Genomic DNA, 21,651 nt, shown 5'->3' with positions numbered 1-21,651 from the left:
ATGGCCTCTAGCCTGCTTGCCCTGATCGACGATATTGCCTCCATCCTGGACGATGTCGCCCTGCTGACCAAAGTGGCGGCCAAAAAGACCAGCGGCGTGCTGGGCGACGACCTGGCGCTAAACGCCCAGCAAGTAACCGGCGTGCACGCCGACCGCGAGCTGCCGGTGGTGTGGGCGGTGTGCAAGGGCTCGTTTGTCAACAAGCTGATCCTGGTGCCTGCGGCCCTGGCCATCAGCGCCGTGGCCCCCTGGGCGGTGACCCCGCTGCTGATGGTGGGCGGGGTGTTTTTGTGCTTTGAGGGCTTTGAAAAGCTGGCCCACAAATACCTGCACAGCGCCGATGCCGTCGCCGCCGAGCACAGCGCGCTGGTGGCGGCCGTGGCCAACCCGGCCATCGACCTGGTGGCGCTGGAAAAAGACAAGATCAAGGGCGCGGTGCGCACCGACTTCATCCTCTCGGCCGAGATCATCGCCATCACCCTGGGCACCGTGCAGGGCACCAGCTTCACCACCCAACTGGCGGTACTGACCAGCATTGCGCTGCTGATGACGGTGGGCGTGTACGGGCTGGTAGCGGGCATCGTCAAGCTGGACGACGGCGGCCTGCACCTGAGCCAGCAAGCCAGCGCCTGGCAGCGCGGCCTGGGCCGGGGCATTCTGGCGTTTGCGCCCTGGATGATGAAGACGCTGTCGGTCGTGGGCACCGCCGCCATGTTTTTGGTAGGCGGCGGCATCCTGACGCACGGCTGGCCCGCCCTGCACCACCTGGCCGAATCCATCACCCTGCAAGCCGCCGCCGTGCCCGGCCTGTCCACCCTGGCCCCGCTGCTGGTGGATGGCATCACCGGCGTACTGGCGGGCGCGGCGGCGCTGGCGGCTGTCACGCTGGTGCAAAAGCTGCGGGCTAAAGTCGCAGGTTGACCTGAATCCTCCTTTATGCACACCACCTACGGCGCGGATAAAAACGGCCTGATCTGCGGCTACCTGTTCAGCCACGCTGCCGCAGGCCGCCCGGTCGATCTGCCCGAAGCCGCCGCCTGGCTGCGCAGCGAAACGCCCAAGGGCCCCGGCGACTTCGTCTGGCTGCACTTCAACCTCAGCGATGCCACGGCCGAAGCCAGCATCCGCAAGCAGCTCGACCCGGTGCCCGAGTTTTTTGAGGCGCTGCACGCGGGCTCGCGCTCTACCCGCATCGAGGACGCGCACGACACCCTGGTGGCGGTGGTCAACGACGTGGCGTTTGAGTTCGCCTTCGACCCCGCCGAGATCGCCAGCCTGTGGCTCAACGTGACCCCGCACCTGGCGCTGAGCGCCCGCTCGCACCCGCTGCGCTCCATCGACCGCATGCGCGACGCGGTCAAAAACGGCAAGCCGCTGGCCTCATCGGTGGCGTTTTTGAACCAGTTGCTGATGGAACAAGGCGACGTGCTGGTGCGCATCGTGCGCGAAACCACGCTGCAGGTAGACGCGATTGAAGACAAGTTTCTGGTGGGCCGGCTGCACAACCGCCGCGCCGATCTGGGCCGCCTGCGCCGCGTGCTGGTGCGGCTGCAGCGCCTGCTGGCCCCGGAGCCGGGGGCCCTGTTCCGCCTGCTGCGCCTGCCGCCGCCCTGGATCAGCGAGCACGACCTGGAAGCGCTGCGCCAGGCCACCGAAGAGTTTTCGCTGACCATCCGCGACATGTCGGAGCTGAAAGAACGCATCAAGCTGCTGCAGGAAGAAATCGCCGCCCAGGTGAGCGAGCAAACCAACCGCAGCGTCTTCACCCTGACCATGGTCACCGTGCTGGCCCTGCCGATCAACATCGTCGCCGGCCTGCTGGGCATGAACGTGGGCGGCATCCCCCTGGCCGACCACCCGCACGGCTTTATGGTGATCGCCGGGCTGATCGGGGTGTTTACCGCATTTGCGGGCTGGTACCTTTACCGGCAAAAATAGTGCAAATTTAATAGCTGCTACCGCCGATGGAATGGGCGGTAGCAGCTATTTTTATGCCTGAAAAATGGCGTAAAAACTATAGCGTTGCCATGTCGATCACGAAGCGGTATTTCACATCGCTCTTGAGCATGCGGGTGTAAGAAGCCTCGATCTGGTCCATGGGAATGGTTTCGATGTCCGACACGATGTTGTGCTGGGCGCAGAAGTCCAGCATCTCTTGCGTTTCTTTAATGCCGCCGATCAGCGAACCGGCCAGGCGGCGGCGCTTCATGATCAGGCCGAACACGTTGGGCGAGGGATGCGGGGTTTCGGGTGCGCCGACCAGGGTCATGGTGCCGTCGAGCTTGAGCAGGCCCAGGAAAGCATCCAGGTTGTGCGCAGCGGCCACGGTGTTGAGGATGAAGTCAAAGCTGTTGGCGTGGGCGGCCATCTCGTCGGCGTTCTTGGACACCACGACTTCCTTGGCACCCAGGCGCAGCGCATCTGCGCGCTTGCTCTCGGAGGTGGTGAACAGCACCACGTGCGCGCCCATGGCGGCAGCGATCTTCACGCCCATGTGGCCCAGCCCGCCCAGGCCGACGATGCCCACCTTGTGGCCGGGGCCGACCTTCCATTGGCGCAGCGGCGAATAGGTGGTGATGCCCGCGCACAGCAACGGGGCCACGGCGGCCAGATCGGCTTCGGCGTGGCCGATGCGCAGCACAAAGGATTCGCGCACCACCATGTGGTTGGAATAGCCGCCGTAGGTGTTCTCGCCGGTGGTCTGGGCCGGGCCGTTGTAGGTGCCGGTAAAGCCGTTGTCGCAGTACTGCTCCAGGCCGTCGGCGCAGGGCGTGCAGTGCTGGCAACTGTCGACCATGCAGCCGATGCCGACCAGGTCGCCTACTTTGAATTTAGACACCAGATCGCCCACCGCCGTGACGCGGCCCACGATCTCGTGGCCGGGCACCGACGGGTACACCGTGTTTTTCCACTCGTTGCGGGCGGTGTGCAGGTCGGAATGGCACACGCCGCAGAACAGCACATCCAGCGCCACGTCCTGCGCGCCGGGGGTGCGACGCTCGAAGCTGAAAGGGGCCAGGGGGGAAGTCGGGGAGGTGGCGGCGTAGCCGTGGGCGGTGGTCATGGGTGGGTTCCTGTGGGGTATTTAGCGGGTTGAGGGCGGATGGTAGTCCTGAATGGTGACGGGGGTGTGGGCGGGGGTTTGCTGGATCTATCAGAGCGACATACCAAAAGACATGATCTATGTCCGACAACATTTAGGTGAAAACCAACTTTGGCTTTCAAAATGAAAAACCCACTGAGTGATGAATCTCAGTGGGTTTGATATTGGTGGAGGCCGTCATCTCTCGACAACTATCTATCCGCTCTCAGTTATTCCTTACACATCGGCCCGGCGCTTTAACCCCCATTAGTGACGCGCACTCGGACTTCACGGTTAGAAAGACGGTGAACAGGTTAGTTTTCATTTTGAACTCCAAGTTACAGATGAAAGAGATTTCAACCAACACAAAGAGAGAAAACGCCAGGCCGCTTGCAAGGTCTTGCACTAAGGCAACGGTAAACAGCATTACTGCCAAGTCATTACTTGCTCGATTCTACGGGTTTGCTTGAACCACAACTATGGACATACGATGTTCAACAATCAAACGGATCAATTACCCGATCTGCACCGGCTCCCCCGTGCGCGCACTCTCGTACAGCGCGTCCAGGATCTGCATCACCACCAGGCCCTCGTCGCCGCCCGCCGGGTGCGGGGTGCCGGTGAGAATGGCCTCGGCGTAATCGAACATGGCCGACTTGGCATCTACCGTGGGCGGGCACAAGAGCATGTCCACCGGCGCGCCGTTGACTTCGGTGTAGACGTGCGCGTCGAAGGTGTAGCCGCCACCCAGGTTCTTTTGCAGCAGCCCGGCCTTGGTGCCCAGCAGCCGGGTTTCCATCAGCTCGGCTTCCTGGATGTTGGCGGCCCAGGAGGCCTCTAGCGCCAGCGTGGCACCGTTGGAAAAGCGGATGAACCCGGCAGCCAGGTCTTCCACGTCAAAGGTCTTGCCGGCCTTCTGGGCCAGGTCGCTGGCGATGGGGCTGTAGGTGCTGCCCATCACCCAGGTGGGTTGCGGGTAGCCCATCAGCCACAGAGCCAGGTCCAGGCGGTGCACACCGAGGTCGATCAACGGGCCGCCACCGGCAAGGGCCTTGGTGCCAAACCAGCCGCCAAAGCCGGGCATGCCGCGGCGGCGGTGCCATAGGCTCCGGCCAAAGTAGAAGTCGCCAAACAGGCCGGCATCCACCTGGGCTTTCAGGGCGCGGGATGCCGCGCTGAAGCGGTACGAGAAGTTGATCATCAGCCGCTTGCCCGCGTCCTTGGCGGCTTCCAGCATTTGGCGGCCCTCTTGGGCGTTCATGGCCATGGGCTTTTCGCACAGCACGTGGCAGCCAGCGGCCAGGGCGGCCAGGGTCAGTTCCACGTGAAACTTATTCGGCGTGCAGACGCTGACCACGTCCAACTTTTCGGTGGCCAGCATGGCTTCGGCCGAGGCGTAGCGGCCTGCCACCTTGAACTCGTCGCCCACCTTGGCCAGGCGGGCGGCATCGGGGTCGGCAATCGCCACTACTTCGACCTGCGGGTGCTCTTGCCAGCCTTGGATGTGGGCGCGGCCCATGCCCAGGCCGATCACGCCAACGCGCAATGTTTTAGCTATCTCGCTCATGCCAGATCCTTGCTGGTTTGGACAATGCCGACATTGGTGAACCCGGTTTTGGGACTGATGCGCTCCAGTGGCTCGGGATTAGGGCACACGTCCACAATATTGACGCGGGGCGCGGCCCACTGCACGGCGTTGGCGATCACGCGCTGCACGTTTTTGTCGTGGTAGGTGGGGTAGGCCTCGTGGCCGGGACGGAAGTAGAAGATGCGGCCATGGCCGCGCTCCCAGCAGCAGCCGGAGCGGAACACCTCGCCACCCTCGAACCACGAGATGAACACCGTGCTGTCGGGCTGCGGAATATCAAAGCGCTCGCCGTACATCTCTTCGTTCGGCAGCTCGAAATACTCGCCCAGACCGGCCGCGATGGGGTGCGAAGGCTCGACCACCCACAAGCGCTCTTTCTCGTGCGCCTCGCGCCATTTCAGCGAGCAGTTGGTACCCATCATGCGGCGGAAGATTTTGCTGAAATGGCCGGAGTGCAGCACGATCAAACCCATGCCTTCGAGCACGCGCTTTTGCACCGCATCGACCACCGCGTCCTCCACCAGGTTGTGCACCTTGTGGCCCCACCAGATCAGCACGTCACAGGTGGCCAGGCGCGCCTCGCTCAGACCATGCTCGGGGTCGTCCAATGTGGCGACGCTGACATCCACCGGCAAAGCACCGGGGTTCAGGCCGGGGGTGGCGGCCAGGGCGTTGGCTATTGCTGTGTGCAGGCCTTCGGGATAGATGGCACCCACGGCGGCATTTTCGCGTTCGTGGCGGAATTCGTTCCAGACAATAACAGAAATACGGGTTTTCACTAGGGTGCTCCTGGGGTGAGGGTTTGGCTTTATCTGGCCTAGACTCTAAGCCTGCCCTGCCCCTCTCACCAGCCCGATTGCTGTCAATAATCCGCAATGAATAGCAAAATTCCTGGATCGCACGCATCCACCTTCTGCAGCGTCCCGCAGGCTCCATCTGCCAGCCAGGATGCCGCCGCTATGCGCCAGCACCTGGGCGACTTCTTAAGCCGCGCCATGGCGGGCAGCCTGGTGGTGCACCAGCCCGGCGGGGCACCGGTGGAGCGCGGCGAGGGCCACTTCCACGTCGGGCCCGAGCTGTTTTTACAAACCGGTGGCTGGACCGACTTTCGCCTGCCGCACGGCTCCCTGACCCTAGGCCCTGGCGAGGCGCTGCTGATGCCGCCGCAGTTGCTGCATGCCGAGCAGGTGCGCGCCGCGCCCACCCAGCCGTTTGCCAACCTGGTGGTCTATGCCGAGGCCCACGCCCTCACCTGCCATCTGGCCCATGAGATCCACACCGGCAAGCCCGGCATACGCCATCTGGAAATGCGCCAGCACCCCCAGGCCCGCCACATCCACGACTGGCTGGCCGACGCGGCCCGGCTGGGTCAGGGCCAGCAGGCGGCATGGGCCCCGCTGCAAATCCGCGCCCTGGTGGCCGCCGCCACCGCCGGGGTGCTGCGCGCCCTGGCCGATGTGGACCCGCACACCGCCCCCGAATCCGCTTGGGTGACCAAGGTGCGGGTACTGGTGCAAAACCAGCTGGGCGATGCAGATTTGAGCGTGCGCGGCCTGGCCCAGCAGTGCGGCTGCACGGCAGACTATTTGTCGCACCTGTTCCGGCAGCAGACACAAGAGGCCCTGGTGGCCTACATCAACCGCATGCGCATGGCCCGTGCCGCCCGCCTGCTGGCCGAGAGCGCGCTGGCGGTGAAAGAGGTGGCTTGGGCCTGCGGCTACGCCCACCCCAGCTACTTCATCCACAGCTTCAGGGCGCAGTACGGGCAAACACCCAAGGGCTATCGGCAACGGAGTGACAAACCCATTTAGTCAGGCATTTACTATTCACTTCATAGTTAAAATAAGATTAACCTGTTGATTCAATGGGAATTTTTTATTATTTTTTCTATTCACCATGCCTGCCGATACCGACGCACTTTTATTGCATTTACAAACCTTTGGCGCGTCACGCTCGGCAGAACTCCAGAAGGCCCTGGGCAAAAGCCAGTCCACGGTATCGCGCCTGCTGGCCCAGTTGCCGGGCCAGGTGCTGACCCTGGGCCAGGGAAAAAGTGCCCGCTACGCCCTGCCCCAGCCCATCGCAGGCGGTGCCGCACAGCAGCCACTGTGGCGGGTGGACAGCGCAGGCCGGGCCCAACCCTTGGGGCTTTTGAGCCTGCTGGCCCGAGACCAGATCCACATCGAAGCGCCAGGCCTGGATGTGCTGGGTACTACCGGCTTACCCTGGTACCTGTCGCCGCTGCAGGCGCAGGGGTTTTTGGGCCGCTTGCTGGCGCAGAGCCTGGCGGGCTATGGCGTGCCCGGCAACCCGGACCATTGGGACGTGCAGGCCACCTTCACCGCCGCCTTGCACCTGCACGACGCGCCTGGGGCGTTGGTTCTGGGGCATCTACACGCTGCCACGGCTTTGCCCGCCCTGCCCCCACCCGGCCCCGACCTGGGCCTGGCACTGGACGCGCTGGTCCATACCTTTGCTGCGGGCGCGTCCATAGGGGGCGACCAACCCAAATTCTTGGCCACCAACCACCAGGGCACACCGGTGCTGGTGAAGTTCTCGCCGCCGCGCGGCACGCCGTTTGGCGAGCGCTGGCACGACCTGTTGCATGCCGAAGCCCTGTGCCTGCAGGTGCTGCAGACTTACGGCCAGCACGTGGCGGCCTGCGAGGTGGTACATAGCCACAACCGCAGCTACCTGGTCAGCCAGCGGTTTGACCGCATCGGCAACGCAGGCCGCCAGCACGTGGTGTCGGTGGGTGCGGCGCATGCGGCCTTTGTGCCCGGCGGCTACCAGCACTGGGCCGCTACCTGCGATGCGCTGGCGCGGCAAGGGCGGCTGTCGGCAGACGGTGCACAGCAGGCGCTGTTCCGCCTGCAGTTTGGCCGCCTGGTGGGCAATACCGACATGCATGCGGGCAACCTGGGCCTGTTTGCCCAGGGCGACAGCTTGAAAGAGATCGCCAAAGGCCGCTTCGCCCTGGCCCCTGTCTACGGCATGCTGCCCATGCGCTACCAGCCCGATGCCCAGACCGGCACTCTGGACTACGCCGCATTTGCCACCGATGGTTTTTGGGCCAACGCCACCGCCATGGCCGCCGCCCGGCAGTTTTGGTCGCTGCTGGCCGAACACCCACAGGTCAGCCCGACGTTACAGGGTTTGGCCCGAACTATGGTGCAATCTGCTGCATGAAAACACTCATCTTCGCGGGCAGCACCCGCAAACAGTCGTACAACCGCCAACTGGCCCAGGCCACCGCCCGCATCGCCACAGATGCCGGGGCCGAGGTCACGCACATCGAGCTGGCCGACTTTGACATCCCCATGTACAACGCCGACCTGGAGGCCGAGGGCACGCCCGCCGACGTGCTGCGCCTGAAGCAGATCATGTTTGATCACCCGGCCTGGATCCTCTGCGCGCCCGAATACAACGGCAGCTACCCGGCGCTGCTGAAAAACACCATCGACTGGGCCTCCAGCCCCGTCAAGACCGACCCGGTGTGGAAAGATGGTTTCCGCTCCTTCACCGGCAAGGTGGTGGGCCTACTGAGTGCGTCGCCCGGTGGGCTGGGGGGTTTGCGCTCGCTGACGCACCTGTCGCCGCTGATGGCCAATATGCAGTGCTGGGTGGCCCCCAAGCAGTTCGCGCTGGGCCGGGCCTTCGATGCGTTTGCCGAAGACGGCAGCTTGAAGCAGGAAGCCCACCGCGCCAGCGTGCAGGCGGTGGTGGAGCAAGTGCTGTGGGCGACCCGTAAATTTCAAGCTTAATTGGCCTCTAGCGATTATTCCATAAGCGTGAGCAGCTCCTAAATTAATAGTAAACCCATGGATTGCCGATCCGGCTGCGGTGCCTGCTGCATCGCGCCCAGCATCAGCTCACCCATCCCCGGCATGCCGGTGGTGGATGGCATCAGCAAGCCCGCCGGGGTGCGCTGCGTGCAATTGGATGCGGCCAACCGCTGCCGCATTTTTGGCCAGCCTGGACGTCCGGCGGTCTGCGGCCAGTTGCAGCCTGCGCTGGACATGTGCGGCAGCAGCGACTTGCACGCTATGCACTACCTCACGCAGCTAGAAATCGCCACCCGTCCCGGCATCTAAAACATTTCTTTCCCTCAAAGGCAGGCTCCACGCACCGTGGAGGCCTGCCTTTTTGCATTTTTGGGGTTTTTCAGTCCACAAACCACGGCAGACATCGTGTTTGGCTATTCTTCTAATGGTTCTATTAATACATAGTAGTAGTAGTAAGCATGCGGCTCTTCTGTGGGTAAGCCGGTTTTGTCTTTTGTAATCAACAGCTTATCCCGTGTTGTCGGGTGTGCGTGACCTTGCTTTTCTGGTGTCACGCCAAAATGAACAACTTTTTAAAAACGACCTTACCTGTGGATAACTAGCTGGTTGTGCCAGAACTATCCACAGCTTTTCAAGCCAAGACACCATGACCACCCAACTCAAGATTGATTTCGTCTCCGATGTGTCCTGCCCCTGGTGCGTAGTGGGATTGAAGTCGCTGGAACAGGCGCTGGCGCGGGTCAGTGACAGCATCACCGCCGAGCTGCACTTCCAGCCGTTTGAGCTGAATCCGCAGATGGCCCCCGAGGGCGAAGACACCACCGAGCACCTGGCGCGCAAATACGGCTCCACCCCGGCCCAAGCGGCGGCCAACAAGGAAAACATCCGCGCCCGTGGGGCAGAGCTGGGCTTTACCTTCAACCTGGGCCAGCGCAACCGCATCTACAACACCTTCGATGCCCACCGCCTGCTGCACTGGGCTGAGCTAGAGGGCCACCAGCACGCGCTGAAACAGGCCTTGTTCGATGCCTACTTCACCCTGGGGCAAAACCCCAGCGACCACGCCTTGCTGGTACAGGTGGCCGAGCAGGTAGGGTTGGACCCGGTGCGGGCGCGGGCGATTCTGGAATCCGACGAGTTTGCGGCGGAGGTGCGTGAGCGCGAGCAGTTCTACACCAGCCAAGGCATCCGTTCGGTGCCCGCCATCATCATCAACGACCGGCATCTGATCTCGGGCGGCCAGCCGCCTGAGGTGTTTGAGCAGGCTTTGCGCCAGATTGCGGCAAATAGCCATTAGCTAGCGCACCAAGCCTGCGCGTCGGGAAGGATTGCGCACATTCCCGGTGCAGTTTTGTACGCAATTTAACAATTGCAGCGTACGCAAAGCTGGCACGGCCTATGCATAGGGGACGGATATGTCCGCTCCTACTACCTCCTCCGCACCTTCGGCCATCGAAATCATCGCGCTGACCAAGCGCTATGGATCGTCCAAGCCGGCCGTTGACAGCATCAATCTGCGCATCGCCAGCGGTAGCTACTGCTGCTTGCTGGGGCCGTCGGGCTGCGGCAAAAGCACCACGCTGCGCATGGTGGCCGGACACGAGTCGGTCACCAGCGGCGACATCCTGCTGGAAAACCGCAACATCACCGACCTGCCCGCCGCCGCGCGCGGCACAGCCATGATGTTCCAGAGCTTTGCGCTGTTTCCGCACCTCAGCGCACTCGACAACGTGGCCTTCAGCCTGAAGATGAAGGGCATGGACAAGGCCGAACGCCATGCCAAGGCCAAGGATCTGCTGGAGCGCGTGGCCATGGGCCACCTGGCCGACCGCACACCCAGCGAGTTGTCGGGCGGCCAGCAGCAGCGCGTGGCCCTGGCCCGGGCACTGATCACCCAGCCCAAGGTGCTGTTGCTCGACGAGCCTTTGTCTGCCCTCGACCCATTCTTGCGCATCCAGATGCGTGCCGAGCTGCGCCGCTGGCAAAAGGAGCTGGGCCTGACCTTCATCCACGTCACCCACTCGCAAGAGGAGGCCATGGCCCTGGCCGACACCATGGTGGTGATGAACCACGGGCTGATCGAGCAAGTGGGCAGCCCGCACGAGGTGTACAACCGCCCGGCCAGTGAGTTTGTGGCGCGCTTCATGGGCGGCCACAACGTGCTGGACACCCCGCGCGGCAAGATTGGCGTGCGCACCGACCACATGCAAATCATCCCCGCCGAGGCCGCCGTGGCCGACGGCCCTGACAACATCCGCGCCGTGGTCAGCGATGTGGAGTACCAGGGCACCTACGTGCTGCTGGGCCTGCAAAAACCCGGCGTGGCGCAAACCGCCAGCTCTACCGCCGAATTCTCGGTGATGGTGTCCGAAGCCCAGTTTGCCGCCCGCCCCTACCGCGTAGCCGAGGCCGTGCAACTGGCCTGGGCGCCGGATGCTGCCCACCCGCTCAGCCCTGTTTCTGTTCCTGTTCCTGCCTGATTTCCACCCCGTAACCCCCTAGGAGTTTTTGACCATGTCCGACGTACTTCCTGAACCCATGAATGCCCTGCAAGCCACCATGCAACGCCGCACCCTGCTCAAAGGCACGGCCGGTATTTTGGCCAGCGGCATTGCGCCGTTTGTGCACGCCCAAGAAAAGATCACCCTCCGCTACCTGGGCACCGCGGTGAACCAGGACAAAGCCATTGCCGAAAAATTCAAGGCCGACACCGGCATCACCATCCAGTACGTGGCCGTGACCACCGACGACGTGACCAAGCGCGCCGTTACCGCGCCCAACAGCTTCGATTTGATCGACACCGAATACTTCTCGCTGAAGAAGATCGTGCCCACCGGCAACCTCAAGGGCATCGACACCAAGCGCATCAAGAACGCCGACAAGATCACCCCCTTGTTCACCACCGGCATGGTCAACGGCAAGGCCGTGGGCGACCAGGGCACGGCCCCCAAGAAAGTGATCTTCCTGGAAGGCGAAAAGTCGAAGAAATTCTCGGCCACGCCCACCCAGTACATGAGCCTGATCCCCACCGTGTACAACGCCGACACGCTGGGCATCCGCCCCGATTTGATCAAGCGCCCCATCACCTCCTGGGCCGAGCTGCTGAACCCGGAGTTCAAGGGCAAGGCCGCGATTTTGAATATCCCAAGCATCGGCATCATGGACGCGGCGATGGTGGTCGAAGCCATGGGTATCTACAAATACCCCGACAAAGGCAACATGACCAAGAAGGAAATCGACCTGACCATCAAGACCCTGATCGAAGCCAAAAAGCAAGGCCAGTTCCGCGCGCTGTGGAAAGACTTTAACGAGTCCGTCAATCTGATGTCGTCCGGCGAAGTGGTGATCCAGTCGATGTGGAGCCCTGCCGTCACCGCCGTGCGCACCAAGGGCATCGCCTGCACCTTCCAGCCATTGAAGGAAGGGTACCGCGCCTGGGCTGCCGGTTTCGGCCTGCCCGCCACGCTGAAGGGCCGCACGCTGGACGGTGCCTATGAGTTCATCAACTGGTTCCTCGACGGCTGGGCCGGTGCCTACCTGAACCGCCAGGGCTACTACAGCGCCGTGCTGGACACCGCCAAGTCCAAGATGGAGCCCTACGAGTGGGCCTACTGGATGGAAGGCAAGTCCGCCACGCAAGACATCAAGAGCCCGAACGGCGATGTCTTGGCCAAGGTCGGCCAGATCCGCGACGGCGGCAGCTACGAAGCCCGCATGGGCGGCATCGCCTGCTGGAACGCGCTGATGGATGAGAACAACTACATGGTCCAGAAGTGGAATGAGTTTGTAGCAGCGTAAATAGGCACACCCCCAAGCTGCAGTGCTGCGCACTTTCCGCCAACCCCCTTGCAGGGGGCACAACCAGTGGCCTGGCAAAGCCAGTTCCACGGTTGTTCACGGACGGGCATCGCTGCGCTTGCCTTGGGAAACCCCGGAGCGTTGATTGCATCCAGATATGTTTGCAGGGGCGTAGATTTATAAGAAATCGGCCCCTAGCGCTTATTCCATCAGCGTGAGAAGCTACGATTTTGATAGTTAACGCGGATCTTCATCCATGAGCACACCCACCGCCCCCTTGCCTTCACCCACCCCCGCGCCCGGCCGCAGCCTGTCCGCCTGGTGGCAGGCCACGCCGTTGACGGCGGTGTTTGCGGTGTTCTTTTTGGTGCCACTGGCGCTGATCGTGATGGTCAGCTTTTGGGACTTCAACGAATACGAGCTGCTGCCCGGCTTTACCTTCAAAAACTACATTTCGATTTTTGACGGCTGCAGCAATACCAGCGAGATGTGCGTCACTTTCAAGACGTACTTGTCCACCTTCAAATTCTGCTTCATGGTCTGGCTGATCACGCTGGTGATTGGCTTTGCGGTGTCGTACTTTCTGGCCTTCCACATCCAGTCCTCGGGCACGCAGACGCTGCTGTTTGTGCTGTGCACCATTCCGTTCTGGACCAGCAACGTGATCCGCATGATCTCGTGGGTGCCGCTGCTGGGGCGCAACGGCCTGGTCAACCAAAGCCTGGTGGGCGCTGGCATCGTGGACCAGCCGGTGGAGTGGTTGCTGTTCTCCGACTTTTCGGTCACGCTGGCCTTTGTGCACCTCTACACCATGTTCATGATCGTGCCCATTTTCAACAGCATGATGCGCATCGACCGCAGCCTGCTGGAGGCCGCCAACGACAGCGGTGCCAGCGGCTGGCAAACCCTGTGGAACGTGATCGTGCCGCTGTCGCGCACCGGCATCATCATCGGCTCCATCTTTGTCATCACCATCGTGATGGGCGACTTCGTCACCGTGGGCGTGATGGGCGGCCAGCAGATCGCGTCGATTGGCAAGATCATCCAGGTGCAAACCTCGTACCTGCAATTTCCCCTGGCCGCCGCCAACGCGGTGATTTTGCTGGCCATCGTGCTGATGATCATCTGGGCACTGACCCGGCTGGTCGATATCCGTAAGGAGCTGTGAGATGAAACGCGCACCCGGTTTTGTGCCTTTGGCGATTGTTTTCGCCCTGTTCGTGCTGTTCATGTACGGCCCGATGTTCGTCATCTTCATCCTCAGCTTCCAGGGCCCCGAGGGCGGCTTGACCTTTCCGCTGCGCGGCCTATCGCTGCACTGGTTTGCCAAGCTGGCCGAAGGCCTGGGCGTGGTGGACATTGGCGCGGCCCTGCGCCGCTCGCTGGCGCTGGGCCTGGCGGTGATGGCCTGCACGGTGGTGTTCTCGGTGCTGGCCGGCCTGGCGTTTCGCAAAAAATTGGCCGGTGGCAATGCGCTGTTTTTTATCGTGATTGCCAGCCTGATCATGCCGTCCATCATCGTCTCGTTAGGCATCGGCCTGGAGTTCCGCCTGCTCGACGGCGGCATCAAATGGGCGCTGGAGGCTTTGGGTATGCAGGACACGCTGGACGAATACGGCACCGCCCTGGGCCTGTTCACCTCGGCGCTGGGCGCGCACCTCACCTGGACGCTGCCCTTCGGCCTGCTGATCATGTTTGCCATCTTCAACCGCTTCAACCCCGCCTACGAGGAAGCCGCCCGCGACCTGGGCGCCACGCCATGGCAAGCCTTCAAGCACGTGGTGCTGCCGCTGATTGCGCCGTCTGTGGTGGGTATCGGCATGTTCGGCTTCACCCTGTCGTGGGACGAAATTGCCCGCACCTCGCAGGCGATTGGCGATGTCAACACCCTGCCGCTGGAGCTGCAAGGCCTGACCACCACCGTCACCACGCCGTCGATCTATGCGATTGGCACGGTGACCACCGTGGTGTCGTTCATCGTCATGGGTATCACCTTGCTGCTGGTAAAGTTCTTGGGACGCAAACAAAAAGGCCGCCCATAGTGTCCACCGCCCCCGTTCCCGCGCTCAGCGACAGTGACATTTACGAGCGCATCGTTTCCGCCATCCTGGACCACCGGCTCCAGCCTGGCACCAAGCTGGTGGAAGACAAACTCGGCACCGCCTTTGGCGTGTCGCGCACCCGCATCCGCCCGGTACTGGTGCGCCTGGCCAATGAGCAAATAGTGACCATGGTGCCCAACCGCGGTGCCTGCGTGGCCCAGCCCACCGAGCAGGAGGCCCGCGAAGTCTTCGAGGCCCGCCGCCTGGTCGAGCCGCCGCTGCTGGAGCGCTTCATGGCCGTGGCCACGCCGTCCGACATCGCCGTGCTGGCCCACTTCATCGCCGAAGAAGAGGCTGCCCGCGCCAAGGGCGACATGCGCCACGCCATCCGCATGTCGGGCGACTTCCACCTCACCATTGCCGAGCGCTCGGGGCAGCAAACCCTGGGCCGCATCCTGCGCGAACTGGTGTCGCGCACCTCGCTCATCTTGATGACCTGGGGCCCGGTCGAGCTGCCCGGCAGCCGCGCCGGTGGCTGTGGCTGCCAGGAACACCGCTCTGTCCTGGATGCCATCCGCCTGCGCGATGTAGAGGCCGCCACCCGCCTGATGCGCGAACATCTGGAGCACCTGGAGGCGCAGGTGCAGTTCGGCACCGTGGCCACCACCTCACCTGACCTGATCGAACTCTTCGGCCACGCGGCCTGATCCCATGCGCCACCTGCTGGTCATCAATCCCAACACCAGCGACAGCGTCACCGCGCTGTTGCGCACCCACATCCTGCAGGGCAGCGGCCCGGACGTGGCGGTGCACATGGCCACGGCCCGCTTTGGTGCGCGCTACATCTCCAACGAGGCCAGCTACGCCATCGCCGCGCACGCCACGCTGGATGCCTGGGCCGCGTGGCTGGCCGATGGAAGCCCTACGCCGGATGCGGTGCTGATCGCTTGCTTTGGCGACCCCGGCCTGTTGGCCCTGCGCGAATGCAGCCCCGTGCCCGTCACCGGCCTGGCCGAAGCCGCGTTTGTGGAGGCGGCCCAGCATGGCCGCTTTGCCATCGTCACTGGCGGCGTAGCCTGGAAACCCATGCTGCAGCGTCTGGCCCACAGCCTGGGCTATGGCGAACAACTGGCCCACATCCACACCGTTGAGGCCACCGGAGCCGAGCTGGCCGCCGACCCTGCCGCTGCCCGCATCTTGCTGGCCGCCGCCTGCGTGGAGGCCGCCGCCCAGCCCGGCGTGCAGGCCGTCATTTTGGGCGGCGCCGGTTTGGCCGGCATGGCCGCGCAGATCCAGGGCGAAGTGCCCGTGCCGGTGATCGACAGCGTGCTCGCCGGTGCGCGGCAGGCGCAGACCTGGGGCAGTGGTGTGCCCAGCGATGCCCGGCTGGCCGGTGCCTGGACCGGCCTGTCGCCCGCATTGCAGCAGCTTGCTACTAATTAAATAGCTGCTCTCGCCCATAGAATAAGCGTTGGCTGCTTATTTCTTATGTATCCACCTCGCATGCGCCGCCTTCGCCACCTCACCAGCCAGCACCGCATTGCCGCCACCAACCGGCTGCTGGGCGGGCTGCTGGCGTTCAACGCGGGGGCCATCAACGCCGGGGGGTTTCTGGTGGTGGGCACGTACACCTCGCACATGACCGGCTTTGCCTCCATGCTGTCCGACAACCTGGTGCTGGGCAATATCAAATTGGTGCTGGGCGCGCTGGGGGCCTTGCTGGCGTTTACCGCAGGCGCGGCGGCCACGGCGGTGCTGGTGAACTGGGCGCGCCAGCACCATCTGCGCAGCGAATACGCGCTGCCCTTGCTGTGCGAGGCCTTGCTGCTGCTGGTGTTTGGCCTGATCGGGGCCACGCTGAACCGGCAAACCCCGTTTGCCGTACCGCTGACGCTGCTGGTGCTGGCCTTCACCATGGGGCTGCAAAACGCCGTGGTGTCCAAGCTGTCGGCCTCGCAGATCCGCACCACCCACATGACCGGCGTGATCACCGACCTGGGCATCGAACTGGGCAAGCTGCTCTACATGAACCGCGAAGGCAGCCCGCTGGAATCCCGCGTGCGGGCCAACCGCACCAAGCTGCGCCTGTACGCCACCCTGCTGTCGGCCTTTGTGGTGGGTGGGCTGGTGGGGGCCACCGGCTTCAAGTACGTGGGTTTCATCTGGGTGTTGCCGCTGGCCCTGCTGCTGCTGGGCCTGTCGCTGCCGCCGCTGGTGGCCGACCTGGTGCGGCCCCGGCGGCCCAGCCGCGTGGATTGAAGTCGCCCGGTCATCCAGCAAATAATTGCTACGCTTTATATAGCTGCTTGTGCTTATAAAATAAGCGCTAGAGCTGTATTTGGTATAAATATAGAATCCGGAGAAAGTCCCAAAAATCCGCCGAAATGCATACACTGTTTCTTATTGCTTCAGCCCTGAACCTTAAGCGCCCATGGATGCATCTTCACCTGTTTCCAGCCTGACACCCGTCGCCGAGGCCTTGCACAAGGACCGCAGCAAGCTACGGCAACGGCGGGCGGACGGGGTGGCGATCGCGGTAGCCCTGGCCTTGGCGGCGGCGGTGGCCGCCGCGCAGCTGCAATGGAACACCACCCGCGCCGATGCCAACCTGCAGGCCGTGGCCAACAACCTGGCCGACAAGGTGCACCAGGCCAGCACGCAAAGCAGCACCATGGCGACCGCCACGCTGGTGGCCGCGGTGAGCTTCGACGTGAAGCAGGTCCTGATCGGCAACATTTCGGGCGACTACGGCCAGCTCTACACCGACTTTTCCACCCTGCTGCTGGCCCCCGGCACACAAGACGTATTTGTACTCAACGCCAAAGGCGCGGTCCTGTCGGAACTGAACCAGGAAGGCGCCTCGCCCCTGCTGGGCCGCGAGCTGGGCGGGCAGGCCTATTTCCAGCAGGCCATGCAAGGCCAGCCGGTGTTCTACCCCACCACCGATGCCAGCGGCCAGCAACGCCGCCTGGTGTTTGCCGCCCCGGTGCGCACCAGCGCCGAGGCCAGCAAGCCGCCGAACGGGGTCTACGTGGTGCAGACCGGCGCGGACGCGCTTGACGCGGCGCTGGCGCAGCACACGGCCCCGGCCCTGGTGGTGTCACCGCAAGGCGTGGTGTTCACCAGCAACCAGGCCGGTTGGCGCATGCAGCTGCTGCCTGGCATCACTGCCTCACCTTTGCCCCAAGGTGCAGCGCAAGCCCAGTTTGGCAATGCGGAGCTGGCACCGCTGCCCTTCAGGCTGGAGGGCAGCAGCCTGCGCTGGCCAGGCCACCGCACCACCGTGGCCCGCCGCACGCTGGACTGGGACAGCCGCGACGGCCCCTGGCAACTGCTGCTGCTGGAAGACCGCAGCCTGTGGGCCGCCCTGCTGGCCCCGGGCCTGGCCGGCAGCGCGGTGCTGCTGTGCGTGCTGCTGGGCTACTACGCCGTGTCGCGCCGCAACCTGGCCCAGCAGCGCCGGCAAAGCGATGCCGAGCTGCGCCAGCTCAACGAGGTGGTCCAGGCGGCCAGCCAGCGCATGCTGGACATCAGCGATGCCTTGCCCTGCGCCGTGTTCCAGATGAGCATGCAAGCCGACGGCACGCCGCGCTTCCACTTTGTGGGCAAGCCCATCCTGGCCCTGCTGGGCGTGAGCGCCGAGGCGCAAATGCAGGACCCGCGCGCCCACCTCACCCATGTGCATCCCGACGACCTGCCCCGGGTACGGGAAGCGCTGCGTGGTGCCCACCAGGCGGCGGCCACACCGTCCACATTCCAGGACCTGGAAGCCACCGCCACCAGCAACGAATCTCTGGCCGTGCGCTACCGGGTCCAGATCGATGGTAAGTCGCGCTGGATCCAGCTGCGGGCCACCGGCATCGTGCACGCCAAGAGCCCCGACACCCAGGTCTGGACCGGCTACTGGCTGGATGTGACCAGCAACATCCAGGCCCAGGAAACCCTGCAGGCCCGCGAGAAGCAACTGCGCACCGTGCTCGAATCGGCCCCCAGCGCACTCATCATCACCCGCCAGGACGGCCGGGCACTGTTCCACAACCGGCGGGCACTGGAGGTGTTTCGCATCAGCGAGCAAGACCTGGTACAGCACGGTGTGCGCAAGATGTATGTCGACCCCGAAGTGCGCAAGCGCGCGGTCGAGACGCTGGTGCGCGAGGGCAGCATCAGCAACTGGGAAATTGCCTTCACCCGGGGCGACGGCACGCCGCTGTGGGCCTCGCTATCGTCCAGCCTGGGCGAGTTTGGCGGCCAGAGCGCGGGCTACACCTGGTTTGACGACATCACCAGCCGCAAACTCGCGGCCGACGCGCTGCAGGCCGCCAAGGAAGCCGCCGAAGCCGCGGGCCAGGCCAAAAGCGCGTTTTTGGCCAATATGAGCCACGAGATCCGCACCCCGATGAACACCATCATCGGCCTGTCGGAGCTGGCCCTGAAAACCCCGCTGGATGCGCGCCAGCGCGAGTACATCGACCGGGTGCAGATGTCGGGCAAACACCTGCTGGGCATCATCAACGACATCCTGGATTTCTCAAAAATCGAGGCCAACAAGCTGCAGGTGGAACACGTGCCGTTCGAGCTCGATGCCCTGCTCACCAACGTGGCCAACCTGGTCACCGAAAAAGCCAGCGCCAAGCAGCTGGAGCTGGTGTTCGACATCGCCCCCGACGTACCGCCGCACCTGGTGGGCGACCCGCTGCGGCTGGGGCAAATCCTCATCAACTTTGCCAACAACGCCGTCAAGTTCACCGACGCGGGCGAGATCGTGCTGGTCGCCCGCGTGCAGCAACCCCAGCCCGAGGGCCTGGCCGCCGACCAGATCCAGCTGTACTTCGCCATCCGCGACACCGGCATCGGCCTGAGCCCCGCACAGTGCGCCGCGCTGTTCCAGAGCTTCCACCAGGCTGACGTGTCCACCACGCGCAAATACGGCGGCACCGGCCTGGGCCTGTCGATCTCCAAGCGGCTGGCCGAGCTGATGGGCGGCGCGGTGGGCGTGGACAGCCAGGTCGGCCAGGGCAGCAATTTCTGGTTCACCGCCAACCTGGGCGTGGGCCTGGCCGCCGAGCCAGAGCCCACCCCCCTGACCGGCCTGCGCGCCCTGGTGGTAGACGACCACAGCATCGCCCGCAGCATCCTGGCGGCCATGCTGCAAGAGCACCAGTTCACCGTACAAACCGTGGCCTCGGGCGCGCTGGCGCTGGACTACCTGCAAAGCCACGCCTGCGACATCGTGTTTCTGGACTGGCACATGCCCGAGATGGACGGCATCGCCACCGCCCGCGCCATCCAGGCCCTGGGGCTGCCGCAGGTGCCCAAGATGGTGATGGTCACCGCCTTTGGCGACGACGGCCTGGCCGAGCTGGGCAAGGCCGTGGGCATCGCCACCGTGCTGGTCAAACCCGTGTTTGGCACCACCCTGCGCGACGCGCTGGCCCGCGTAGGCCACGGCCCGGCGCGCAACACCTCCACCCCCACGCCCAGCGACCTGTTTGCCCGCATGGCACCCTTGGCCGGGGCCCGCATCCTGCTGGTGGACGACAACGAATTCAACCAGTACGTGGGCCTGGAGCTGCTGGCCTCGGCCGGGCTGGTGGCCGAGGTGGCCGACAACGGCCAGGTCGCACTCGACATGCTGGCCCAGTCTTCGTATGACCTGGTGCTGATGGACATGCAAATGCCGGTGATGGACGGCATTACCGCCACCCTGGCCATCCGCCAACAGCCCCAGTTTGCCACCCTGCCCATCATCGCCATGACTGCCAACGTCATGCAGCACGACCGCGATGCCTGCCTCGCCTCCGGCATGGGCGACGTCATCACCAAACCCATCGTGGCCGACCACCTGTGGAGCGTGCTGGCCAAATGGATTGCGCCACGTGAAACACCGGCGCTCGCCGCGCTGCCGGTGCCGGATACGGAGCCCGAGGTGGTGGAGCTGCCCGCGCGCATCCCCGCGCTGGACATGGCCGCAGGCCTGCGCCGCCTGAACGGCAACCGCAAGGCCTACCTGCACATGCTGCGCCTGTTTGTGCGCAACCAGCAAAGCACCCCGGCCCAGCTGCATGCCGCCCTGGCGCAAAGTGACTGGCCCACCGCCGAACGCATCGCCCACAGCGCCAAGGGCGTAGCTGGTAGCATCGGTGCGGTGGCCCTGCAAGAGCATGCCGGGGTACTAGAAGCCGCCCTGCACGCAGGGGCACCACTGGCGCAGCTCCAACCCCTGGTAGCCGAGGTCGAACAATTGCTCAACACCCTGGTACAGGCCCTGCAAGCCCAACTGGCCCCCGAAGCCGCCCAGGCCACCGTAGCCGTAGACCCGCAGCAGCTACGCCAGGTGTGCACCCAACTGGCCGCCCTGCTGGCCCAGGATGACAGCGATGCCATCGCCCTGCTGGAAGAATACGCCACCCTGCTGCACTCTGCCTTCCCCCAAGCCTATGCCGAGATGGACCAGGCGCTGAAAGACTTTGCTTTCGATACCGCTTTGCAGGTGCTGCAACAACAAATGCTTACCCAGCCGTTGGGGCAGCAGGATGCCATCGGCTAAAGTGGGTTCCATGCCTGACATCCCTCCTACCCCAGACAAACAACGCTTCGCCAGCGCGAAGGGGCCGGTCAACCGCCGAACCACCGCCCAAGCGCCTGCTGCGCCCGTAGTGCCCGCTGCAGTACAGCAAAAGCTGGCCCGCAAAACGCTTCAGCACCTCTTGGGCAGCCCTTTGGCCGAACAGTTGACCGCACCGGTTGCCAAGTTGCAGACCTCGCGCGCCAGTGTGGCGGCGGTGGTGGGCATCACACTGGCAGGCACGGGCGTGCTGTTGGCGGGCTTGCAGGGGGCCGTGGTCTGGGCCGTGGGCTCGGCACTGGTGGGTACCGCGGTGGGCACCTATGCCATGGTGCAGCGGCGCAGTGTGCCGGTGGTGGTAGCGGTCAGCGTGTTGGACCCCCAGGCCTTGGTTGCACTTGACAAGGTGCTGGCTGCTTTGGCCACCGAAGTGCCGGACTCCACCATAGAGCAACTAATAGGCATCAAGACCACGCTGGTGCGTATTGCGCCGATGCTGGCCACGGCCACGGTAAACGAACACTTCACCCAAGACGACAAGTTCTACCTGGCCGAATTGGTGCGCCGCTACCTGCCCGACACCCTGGCGGCCTTCTTGGCAGTGCCCTCCGGCCAGCGCAGTGTGCCTAGTGCCCAAGGGGGGCCCTCGGCCCTGGGCTTGTTGGGTGACCAGCTCCGCCTACTGCAAGCCGAGCTATCGCGCCGCGAGCTGCAGCTGGTACAAAACACCCATGGTGCGCTAGAGAAGCAACAACGCTTTTTGCAAGCCAAACACCCGTAAAAAAGGCCAC

19 protein-coding genes are annotated in these 21,651 nt (G+C 63.9%); 16 read left to right on the top strand and 3 right to left on the bottom strand.

Annotated elements, in window-relative coordinates:
* Both AC097O_RS12085 and AC097O_RS12080 read left to right on the top strand, forming a co-directional pair.
* Entirely contained in the window at window positions 1-921 is a 921-nt protein-coding gene (locus tag AC097O_RS12085; protein ID WP_479593058.1) for a DUF808 domain-containing protein, read from the top strand.
* A gap of 15 nt (window positions 922-936) precedes the next feature.
* Window positions 937-1,938, top strand: coding sequence for a transporter (locus AC097O_RS12080; protein ID WP_479593056.1), 1,002 nt, complete (start codon window positions 937-939; stop codon window positions 1,936-1,938).
* 76 nt (window positions 1,939-2,014) lie between these two features.
* Here the strand turns inward: AC097O_RS12080 and AC097O_RS12075 are convergent, their stop codons facing one another.
* The 3 genes from AC097O_RS12075 to AC097O_RS12065 all read right to left on the bottom strand — a co-directional run bounded on the left by AC097O_RS12075 (window position 2,015) and on the right by AC097O_RS12065 (window position 5,449).
* Window positions 2,015-3,064, bottom strand: a complete 1,050-nt coding sequence (locus AC097O_RS12075; RefSeq protein ID WP_479593054.1) for an NAD(P)-dependent alcohol dehydrogenase — start codon at window positions 3,062-3,064, stop codon at window positions 2,015-2,017.
* A 532-nt stretch (window positions 3,065-3,596) separates the two neighbouring features.
* Window positions 3,597-4,649 carry a Gfo/Idh/MocA family protein gene (locus AC097O_RS12070; protein WP_479593052.1) on the bottom strand — a complete coding sequence of 351 codons (1,053 nt, stop codon included), beginning with the start codon at window positions 4,647-4,649 and terminating at the stop codon, window positions 3,597-3,599.
* A complete protein-coding gene (locus tag AC097O_RS12065) occupies window positions 4,646-5,449 on the bottom strand; it encodes a ThuA domain-containing protein (protein WP_479593051.1) in 804 nt (267 codons plus the stop codon). Before AC097O_RS12065 ends, AC097O_RS12070 begins: the two co-directional genes overlap by 4 nt.
* A gap of 180 nt (window positions 5,450-5,629) precedes the next feature.
* Between AC097O_RS12065 and AC097O_RS12060 the strand changes: the two genes are divergently transcribed.
* The 14 genes from AC097O_RS12060 to AC097O_RS11995 all read left to right on the top strand — a co-directional run bounded on the left by AC097O_RS12060 (window position 5,630) and on the right by AC097O_RS11995 (window position 21,641).
* Entirely contained in the window at window positions 5,630-6,481 is an 852-nt protein-coding gene (locus AC097O_RS12060; RefSeq protein ID WP_479593049.1) for a helix-turn-helix domain-containing protein, read from the top strand.
* A gap of 85 nt (window positions 6,482-6,566) precedes the next feature.
* A complete protein-coding gene (locus tag AC097O_RS12055) occupies window positions 6,567-7,859 on the top strand; it encodes a HipA domain-containing protein (protein WP_479593048.1) in 1,293 nt (430 codons plus the stop codon).
* Entirely contained in the window at window positions 7,856-8,434 is a 579-nt protein-coding gene (locus tag AC097O_RS12050) for an NADPH-dependent FMN reductase (protein WP_479593047.1), read from the top strand. Before AC097O_RS12055 ends, AC097O_RS12050 begins: the two co-directional genes overlap by 4 nt.
* A 57-nt stretch (window positions 8,435-8,491) precedes the next feature.
* Window positions 8,492-8,764 carry a YkgJ family cysteine cluster protein gene (locus AC097O_RS12045; RefSeq protein ID WP_479593045.1) on the top strand — a complete coding sequence of 91 codons (273 nt, stop codon included), beginning with the start codon at window positions 8,492-8,494 and terminating at the stop codon, window positions 8,762-8,764.
* Between the two features lie 337 nt (window positions 8,765-9,101).
* Window positions 9,102-9,752 carry a DsbA family oxidoreductase gene (locus tag AC097O_RS12040; RefSeq protein ID WP_479593044.1) on the top strand — a complete coding sequence of 217 codons (651 nt, stop codon included), beginning with the start codon at window positions 9,102-9,104 and terminating at the stop codon, window positions 9,750-9,752.
* A gap of 118 nt (window positions 9,753-9,870) precedes the next feature.
* Complete coding sequence (locus AC097O_RS12035; protein WP_479593042.1) at window positions 9,871-10,935, top strand: ABC transporter ATP-binding protein; 1,065 nt, start codon at window positions 9,871-9,873, stop codon at window positions 10,933-10,935.
* A 34-nt stretch (window positions 10,936-10,969) separates the two neighbouring features.
* Entirely contained in the window at window positions 10,970-12,253 is a 1,284-nt protein-coding gene (locus AC097O_RS12030) for an ABC transporter substrate-binding protein (RefSeq protein ID WP_479593041.1), read from the top strand.
* Between the two features lie 256 nt (window positions 12,254-12,509).
* Window positions 12,510-13,421 (top strand): ABC transporter permease, encoded by a 912-nt coding sequence (locus AC097O_RS12025; RefSeq protein ID WP_479593039.1) that lies wholly within the window; start codon window positions 12,510-12,512, stop codon window positions 13,419-13,421.
* Between the two features lies 1 nt (window position 13,422).
* A complete protein-coding gene (locus AC097O_RS12020) occupies window positions 13,423-14,295 on the top strand; it encodes an ABC transporter permease (protein ID WP_479593038.1) in 873 nt (290 codons plus the stop codon).
* Window positions 14,292-15,002, top strand: coding sequence for a GntR family transcriptional regulator (locus AC097O_RS12015; protein WP_479593189.1), 711 nt, complete (start codon window positions 14,292-14,294; stop codon window positions 15,000-15,002). Before AC097O_RS12020 ends, AC097O_RS12015 begins: the two co-directional genes overlap by 4 nt.
* Before the next feature lie 4 nt (window positions 15,003-15,006).
* Window positions 15,007-15,738 (top strand): aspartate/glutamate racemase family protein, encoded by a 732-nt coding sequence (locus AC097O_RS12010; RefSeq protein ID WP_479593036.1) that lies wholly within the window; start codon window positions 15,007-15,009, stop codon window positions 15,736-15,738.
* A gap of 60 nt (window positions 15,739-15,798) precedes the next feature.
* Window positions 15,799-16,554 (top strand): YoaK family protein, encoded by a 756-nt coding sequence (locus tag AC097O_RS12005; RefSeq protein ID WP_479593035.1) that lies wholly within the window; start codon window positions 15,799-15,801, stop codon window positions 16,552-16,554.
* A 172-nt stretch (window positions 16,555-16,726) separates the two neighbouring features.
* Window positions 16,727-20,842 (top strand): response regulator, encoded by a 4,116-nt coding sequence (locus tag AC097O_RS12000; protein ID WP_479593033.1) that lies wholly within the window; start codon window positions 16,727-16,729, stop codon window positions 20,840-20,842.
* A gap of 10 nt (window positions 20,843-20,852) precedes the next feature.
* Entirely contained in the window at window positions 20,853-21,641 is a 789-nt protein-coding gene (locus AC097O_RS11995; RefSeq protein WP_479593032.1) for a hypothetical protein, read from the top strand.
* The last annotated feature ends 10 nt before the right edge of the window (window positions 21,642-21,651 follow it).

Source organism: Rhodoferax sp. LS1P39 (assembly GCF_056521425.1).
This window is presented reverse-complemented; position numbering and strand designations above follow the sequence as displayed.

Excerpts from the sequence above, each read along its gene's own strand:
- AC097O_RS12085 (WP_479593058.1), top strand. The coding sequence starts at position 1 with ATGGCCTCTAGCCTGCTTGCCCTGATCGACGATATTGCCTCCATCCTG.
- AC097O_RS12080 (WP_479593056.1), top strand. The coding sequence starts at position 937 with ATGCACACCACCTACGGCGCGGATAAAAACGGCCTGATCTGCGGCTAC.
- AC097O_RS12075 (WP_479593054.1), bottom strand. The coding sequence starts at position 3,064 with ATGACCACCGCCCACGGCTACGCCGCCACCTCCCCGACTTCCCCCCTG.
- AC097O_RS12070 (WP_479593052.1), bottom strand. The coding sequence starts at position 4,649 with ATGAGCGAGATAGCTAAAACATTGCGCGTTGGCGTGATCGGCCTGGGC.
- AC097O_RS12060 (WP_479593049.1), top strand. The coding sequence starts at position 5,630 with ATGCGCCAGCACCTGGGCGACTTCTTAAGCCGCGCCATGGCGGGCAGC.
- AC097O_RS12055 (WP_479593048.1), top strand. The coding sequence starts at position 6,567 with ATGCCTGCCGATACCGACGCACTTTTATTGCATTTACAAACCTTTGGC.
- AC097O_RS12050 (WP_479593047.1), top strand. The coding sequence starts at position 7,856 with ATGAAAACACTCATCTTCGCGGGCAGCACCCGCAAACAGTCGTACAAC.
- AC097O_RS12045 (WP_479593045.1), top strand. The coding sequence starts at position 8,492 with ATGGATTGCCGATCCGGCTGCGGTGCCTGCTGCATCGCGCCCAGCATC.
- AC097O_RS12040 (WP_479593044.1), top strand. The coding sequence starts at position 9,102 with ATGACCACCCAACTCAAGATTGATTTCGTCTCCGATGTGTCCTGCCCC.
- AC097O_RS12035 (WP_479593042.1), top strand. The coding sequence starts at position 9,871 with ATGTCCGCTCCTACTACCTCCTCCGCACCTTCGGCCATCGAAATCATC.
- AC097O_RS12030 (WP_479593041.1), top strand. The coding sequence starts at position 10,970 with ATGTCCGACGTACTTCCTGAACCCATGAATGCCCTGCAAGCCACCATG.
- AC097O_RS12025 (WP_479593039.1), top strand. The coding sequence starts at position 12,510 with ATGAGCACACCCACCGCCCCCTTGCCTTCACCCACCCCCGCGCCCGGC.
- AC097O_RS12020 (WP_479593038.1), top strand. The coding sequence starts at position 13,423 with ATGAAACGCGCACCCGGTTTTGTGCCTTTGGCGATTGTTTTCGCCCTG.
- AC097O_RS12010 (WP_479593036.1), top strand. The coding sequence starts at position 15,007 with ATGCGCCACCTGCTGGTCATCAATCCCAACACCAGCGACAGCGTCACC.
- AC097O_RS12005 (WP_479593035.1), top strand. The coding sequence starts at position 15,799 with ATGCGCCGCCTTCGCCACCTCACCAGCCAGCACCGCATTGCCGCCACC.
- AC097O_RS12000 (WP_479593033.1), top strand. The coding sequence starts at position 16,727 with ATGGATGCATCTTCACCTGTTTCCAGCCTGACACCCGTCGCCGAGGCC.
- AC097O_RS11995 (WP_479593032.1), top strand. The coding sequence starts at position 20,853 with ATGCCTGACATCCCTCCTACCCCAGACAAACAACGCTTCGCCAGCGCG.